The 6,090-nt window shown below is 62.1% G+C and carries 4 protein-coding genes and 2 pseudogenes; 1 reads left to right on the top strand and 5 read right to left on the bottom strand.

Annotated elements, in window-relative coordinates:
• The 5 genes and pseudogenes from EN742_RS21000 to glmM all read right to left on the bottom strand — a co-directional run.
• A partial coding sequence (locus EN742_RS21000; protein WP_281034980.1) for a hydroxyacid dehydrogenase occupies window positions 1-641 on the bottom strand: 641 nt, incomplete at its 3' end.
• Window positions 642-708: 67 nt separating this feature from the next.
• Complete coding sequence (locus EN742_RS20995) at window positions 709-1,884, bottom strand: phosphoserine transaminase (protein ID WP_126057886.1); 1,176 nt, start codon at window positions 1,882-1,884, stop codon at window positions 709-711.
• A 200-nt stretch (window positions 1,885-2,084) separates the two neighbouring features.
• Window positions 2,085-2,963 carry an outer membrane beta-barrel protein gene (locus EN742_RS20990; protein WP_126057885.1) on the bottom strand — a complete coding sequence of 293 codons (879 nt, stop codon included), beginning with the start codon at window positions 2,961-2,963 and terminating at the stop codon, window positions 2,085-2,087.
• 205 nt (window positions 2,964-3,168) lie between these two features.
• Window positions 3,169-3,984: an outer membrane protein gene (locus EN742_RS20985; protein ID WP_126057884.1), complete on the bottom strand. Its 816-nt coding sequence runs from the start codon at window positions 3,982-3,984 to the stop codon at window positions 3,169-3,171.
• Window positions 3,985-4,224: 240 nt separating this feature from the next.
• Window positions 4,225-5,352, bottom strand: a pseudogene (glmM, locus tag EN742_RS20980) (phosphoglucosamine mutase); the annotation flags it as partial.
• A 372-nt stretch (window positions 5,353-5,724) separates the two neighbouring features.
• Between glmM and EN742_RS20975 the strand changes: the two are divergent.
• Window positions 5,725-6,090 (top strand): annotated as a pseudogene (locus tag EN742_RS20975) (hypothetical protein); the annotation flags it as partial.

The following is a 6,090-nucleotide window of genomic DNA, read 5'->3' as shown; positions in this document are numbered from 1 at the left end:
ATGTTGCGCGTCTTGTCGGTCAGCGGCGTGTGCAACGTGATGAAATCGGCGCGGGCGAAGAGCTCGTCGAGCTCGACCTTCTCGACGCCGAGCTCCTCGGCGCGGCTGTCAGACAGGAACGGGTCGAAGGCGATAACATGCATCTTGAGCCCGACGCCGCGGGTGGCGACGATCGAACCGATATTGCCGCAGCCGATGACACCGAGCGTCTTGCTGGTGATCTCGATGCCCATGAAGCGGTTCTTTTCCCACTTGCCGGCATGCGTCGAGGCGTTCGCTTCCGGAATCTGGCGGGCAAGGGCGAAGATCATGGCGACAGCATGCTCGGCGGTGGTGATCGAATTGCCGAAGGGCGTGTTCATCACGATGATGCCCTTGCGGCTTGCCGCCGGGATGTCGACATTATCGACGCCGATGCCAGCGCGGCCGACAACCTTGAGCCTGGTGGCGGCGTTGATCAGCTTTTCGGTGACCTTGGTGGCCGAGCGGATGGCGAGGCCGTCATACTGGCCAATGACTTCGAGCAGCTTTTCCTTGTCCTTGCCGAGGTCGGGCAGATAGTCGACCTCGATGCCGCGGTCTTTGAAGATCTGCACAGCGGTGGTGGAAAGTTTGTCTGAGACGAGAACGCGGGGCGCCATGGCGGCCTCCTTCGAAAGGGATTGATCCGTTTGGAAATGGGCGGCCCCGATGGCCGCCACGGGAAACTCAGGCAGCTGCCTTCAGCGACGCCTTTTGCGCGGCAAAAGCCCAGTCGAGCCAGGGCAGCAGCGCCTCGAGATCGGAGGTCTCGACAGTCGCGCCGCACCAGATGCGCAGGCCGGGCGGTGCGTCGCGGTAGGCGCCGATGTCGTAGGCCACACCTTCCTTGTCGAGCGCCGAGACCAGCGCCTTGGCGAAAGCCGCCTGCCCGTCGGCGTCGAGCGCCGCGACTTGCGGATCGGTGAAGGACAGGCAGACCGATGTGTTCGAGCGCGTCGCCGGATCGGCGGCGAGATGGCCAAGCCATGACGAGGTGGCGACGAAACGGTCGAGCACCGCCGCATTGGCGTCGGCGCGGGCGATCAGGGCGTCAAGGCCGCCGATCGACTTCGCCCAATGAAGCGCGTCGAGATAGTCCTCGACGCACAGCATCGACGGCGTGTTGATCGTCTCGCCCTTGAAGATGCCTTCGATCAGCTTGCCGCCCGAGGTGAGGCGGAAAATTTTCGGCAGCGGCCATGCAGGCTTGTATGTCTCCAGCCGCTCGACGGCGCGCGGCGACAGAATCAGCATGCCATGCGCGCCCTCGCCGCCCAGCACCTTCTGCCAGGAGAAGGTGACGACATCGAGTTTTTCGAAGTCGAGCCTTTGCGCGAAGGCGGCCGACGTCGCGTCACATATCGTCAGGCCCTTCCGGTCGGCAGGAATGAAATCGCCGTTCGGAACCCGCACGCCCGATGTGGTGCCGTTCCAGGTGAAGACGACGTCGCGGTCGAAATCGACCTTGGCCAGATCCGGAAGCGCGCCATAGCTGGCCTCGAACCTGCGCACGTCGGCGAGCTTCAGCTGCTTGACCACATCGGTCACCCAGCCGGAGCCGAAGCTCTCCCAGGCGACCATGTCGACGCCGCGCTCGCCGAGCAGCGACCACAGCGCCATCTCGACCGCGCCGGTGTCGGACGCCGGCACGATGCCGATGCGGTAGCCGGTGGGAACCTTGAGGATCTCGCGCGTCAGCTCGATCGCCTGCTCGAGCTTGCTCTTGCCGATCTTGGCGCGATGCGAGCGTCCGAGCGGAGCCTTGGTCAGCGCCTCGACCGACCAGCCGGGGCGTTTTGCGCAAGGACCTGAGGAGAAATTGGGGTTTGCCGGACGGAGTCCGGGCTTCGTAAGCGTCGTCATCGTGGTCTATCCTTCCAGATAGTGGCCCCTCGTTGGGGAGGGGTGGCCCACGGACGGCGATATGCGTTCAGGCTTCCGGCGTCAAGAGCAAAGTTTTTGTCGCTGACGGGATATTCGCATCGCAGCGGCCGGTGGTGATGGCAAAAGCAAATGGCGGATCACATGACCCGCCATGGCGCTTGTCCTTGCTGATGCGAACCTCACCAGAGATCGTAACGCAGCCCGACCTTGACCTGCTGATAGTCGATGCCCTTGTGGATCGTCGGCGTGCCGACGTTGTCGATGGTCGCGTACTTCAGCCCCGGCACCGATACATATTCGTAGCCGAAATCGAGCGCGACATTCTTGCTGACCTGGTAGGCGAAGCCGGCGCCAAGCATATAGGCCATGTTGAACTGCCTTTCGCGCGTGACCGTGCCGTCATAGACGCTCGAATCAAAGCAGCTGAAGCTGGTCGTCGTAGTGTTGCCGCCGCCAACAACCGAGGTCGAGTCGTTCTCGCAGTCCCTGGCGCCCTGGGCCAGCGTGTAGGTGCTGTAGGCCAGCCCCACGCCACCGCCGAGATAAGGGGTGAAGCCGACATAGGTGCCGAGATCGACGAAGGCGCTGGCCATGACGTCATAGGCCTTGTTGCGCGTATAGTCCGAGCCGTTACAGGACCGGGTGCTGGGCCCAGACACCTGGCTGACGATGGTGCCCGAAGTGTTGTCGGTCACGGTCGTCGTCTCGGTGCCCTCGCAGGTGGTGACATACTGGTTGTCGAACTTGCTCGTCGGCAGCAGGCCAAAATTCAGCTCGCCGCGGAAGTAGTCGTTGAAGTGGTAACCCATGCCGACGGATGCGGACAGCGCGCTGACATCGGTGATGACGCCGGTTGGCGACTCCGAGAAGTCGTAGGGCTTGTTGAAGGCGTAGCCGATATCGCCGCGCAGGTACCATCCCGAGCCGACCTCGACCGGCACGTAGTCCGGCGCCTGGTCGACATAGATCGGCGGATCGTAGTCGGCCGGCAGCGCCTGCGTCACCGGCATCAGCACGATGGCGGCCAGCGCCAGCGCTATACGCGATTTGAATACCATGTCCCCGGCTCCCGAACTTGGCGCGCGCCGCAGCGCAGCACCGTTTTTCAAGGAGCATTGTTAACCATAGTGGTTAAGTGCCGGTTAAGGATAACAGACGGTTAGCGAATTGATCGCGAAGAGTTTTCGTTCGGGCAAATAGCTCAAACAGAAAACCGCCCGGCGAAAAGCCGGGCGGTTGAGGAACTCTCGGATCTCGAAGAGCTTATTTGGTGTAGATCGGCTCCGGCTCAGGCTGATAGGCCACTACCGGCGCTGCGCACCCATTGTTGCCGCCGAACTGATAGCGCAGACCGCCGCGTACCTCGTGCGTGCTTATGCCGTGGTCGAAGCCAGGACCCGAGCTAGTCGTATCAAACTCGAACATGCGGCCGCCCTGGATGTGGCTGAAGCGGTAGCCCGCGTCAAAGATGATCTTGTCGGTCAAGCAATAGGAAGCGCCCGCCATGAGCGCGTAGGCAAAACGCCAGTTGGTCGACCCGGGGTTGGTCTCGGTGGTGTTCGGATCGCGGACCGTGTCCCACTTGATACGCGCGCCGCCGATGCCGGCGCCGACATAAGGCGTGATCCCGTGATAGGTGCCGAGATCGGCATACGCGTTAGCCAGCAGAAGGAAGGCGCTCATCTTCGAAACCTCGGTCGATGTCGTGACGAGATCCGAGGTCTGGCCGTTGAAGTCTGACTTGAACCAGTAATCGGCAGTTAGATCAGTGCGGAAGTAGTCATTGACCTTATAACCGACGCCGCCGCCGAGCGAGAACCCGCCCTTTAGGTCGCCGAAATCGAAATCGTTGGTGCCGGGCGGCGGCCCGTACGTGATGTAGTCGATGCTACCCAAATTCGACCAGTGATAGTCGATATCGCCGCGGATGTACCAGCCGCCGACTTCGACCGGCTGCTCGTAGGCGACCGGCGGCGGCGCCGCTTCGACCACTGGCGGCTCCGTAAGATCGGCTGCGAGCGCTGGTGCCGCCATCCCCGCGAACAGCGCGGCAAACAATGCCATTCTTGTATTGAACATGCTGTCACCCCTAAGAAGCCTCGGGACGACACCCGCCCGAAGATGATTGACTTCGGGTTTGGATAATGAATTGCAAAGGTTAAAAGCCGTTTAACCGTACCGATTAACCACGAATCTATACAATTTTAGATAGAGTCGCATTGCGAACAGGGCCGACCGCATCGCTCGCGCACGGACAAAAAAGCCCGCCTGACGGCGGGCTTGCAGAGCTGGATTGCTTCGCGCACTCAGGCGGCGATCGAGGATGCGCGCAACCGGCTCGAACTTCTTTGACAGCTCGCTGACCGGCCGGTTCTGCCGCTTGATGCAGGCCAGCACCTGCAGCGCCGACACAAGCCCGTCGCCCGTGGTCGAGAAATCCGAGAGCACGATGTGGCCGGATTGCTCGCCGCCGACATTCAATCCATGCGCGCGCATGTGCTCGACGACATAGCGGTCTCCCACCTTGGTACGGTGCAGCTGCAGCTTCATGTCGCCGAGGAAGCGTTCGAGGCCGAGGTTGGACATCACTGTCGACACGACACCGCCGCCGGCCAGACGCCCGCTCTGGTGCCAGGACTCGGCGATCAGTGCCATGATCTGGTCGCCATCGACGATGGCGCCGTTCTCGTCGACGATCACCACCCGGTCGGCGTCGCCGTCGAGCGCGATGCCGATATCGGCGCGCACTTCATGCACCTTCTTCTGCAGGCCGGCCGGATGGGTCGAGCCGCATTCCTTGTTGATGTTGAAGCCGTTGGGCTCGACATTGATGGCCACGACCTCGGCGCCGAGTTCCCAAAGTGCCTCGGGCGCCACCTTGTAGGCGGCGCCGTTGGCGCAATCGACGACGATCCTGAGGCCCGACAGCGACATTGAGCGCGGCAGCGTACGCTTGGCGAATTCGATATAGCGGTCGTGCACCCCGTCGACGCGCTTGGCGCGGCCGAGCCCGTCGGAATCAGCAAGCGCCAGCTCGATATCCTTGTCCAGCATGCCCTCGATGCGCTCCTCGATCTCGTCGGAGAGCTTATAGCCGTCGGGGCCGAACAGCTTGATGCCGTTGTCATAATACGGATTGTGCGAGGCCGAGATCATCACGCCGATGTCGGCGCGCAGCGAGCGCACCAGCATGGCGACCGCCGGCGTCGGAATGGGGCCAAGCAGGAACACGTCCATGCCGGCCGCGCACAGGCCCGACACCATCGCGTTCTCGATCATGTAGCCGGAAAGCCGCGTGTCCTTGCCGAGCACGACGCGGTGGCGATGGCTGCCGCGCTGGAACGAAAGGCCTGCCGCCATACCGACCCGCATGGCGACCTCGGCCGTCATCGGAAACTTGTTGGCGCGTCCGCGAATGCCGTCGGTGCCAAAATACTGCCCTGCCATGCGTTTCTAGATCCCCGTCGGTTTTTCAGCCGCCCGTATTGCCACAATTGAGCCGCACCCGATCATCACATTTCGTGATTATATATTACCATTCCTTAGAAAATCATTGTGCTGGGCTGGTCAAGTGATTCGACAGCCTAACATGGCCGTCCAGTCTTGCGGCAATGGACCAGGCGTTGCAGGTCCGTTGGCTGTAGATTCGCCCCGCAAACCTTGCTCAGGCGGACCAGATCGCAAGGATTCCATCACCTTATCGGGAGGAACACAGTTTGTGAGGGCGTCCGCGCTGGTAGCATCTGGCGCGGGCGGGCGTTGAGGGCTATTGGTTTCGCAAAGGGACAACCTATGGGCGACAGCAACGGAGAAAACGCCATGCTCATCCATCGACTTGCAACCTTGACGGGATTAGCCGTCGCAACCTTGTTCCTGGCGGCGCCGGCCAACGCGCTTACCATCGCCGAGTGTAGCACCAAGTATAACGCGGCAAAGGACGCCGGAACACTTAACGGCCAGACGTGGAACCAGTTCCGCAAGGCTGAATGCGGCACCGATGCCGCCGCAACCACCGACACCAAGCCCGCCAAGAAGACGGCGAAGGCAAGCGATGCGGCCAAGTCCGACTCCAAGGCGGCCGCCGCCGACGACGACAACGCGGCCAAGGGCCTGACCGCGAAGGAATGCAGCACCAAGTACCAGGCCGCAAAGGCTGCCGGCACCTTGAACGGCATGAAGTGGAAC

It is taken from the genome of Mesorhizobium sp. M4A.F.Ca.ET.020.02.1.1 (assembly GCF_004022645.1).
Classification (GTDB): Bacteria; Pseudomonadota; Alphaproteobacteria; order Rhizobiales; family Rhizobiaceae; genus Mesorhizobium.
This window is presented reverse-complemented; position numbering and strand designations above follow the sequence as displayed.

What these genes read in the sequence shown, in the direction of transcription:
- EN742_RS20985 (WP_126057884.1), bottom strand. Translation starts at nt 3,984, where the DNA reads ATGTTCAATACAAGAATGGCATTGTTTGCCGCGCTGTTCGCGGGGATG.
- EN742_RS20990 (WP_126057885.1), bottom strand. Translation starts at nt 2,963, where the DNA reads ATGGTATTCAAATCGCGTATAGCGCTGGCGCTGGCCGCCATCGTGCTG.
- EN742_RS20995 (WP_126057886.1), bottom strand. Translation starts at nt 1,884, where the DNA reads ATGACGACGCTTACGAAGCCCGGACTCCGTCCGGCAAACCCCAATTTC.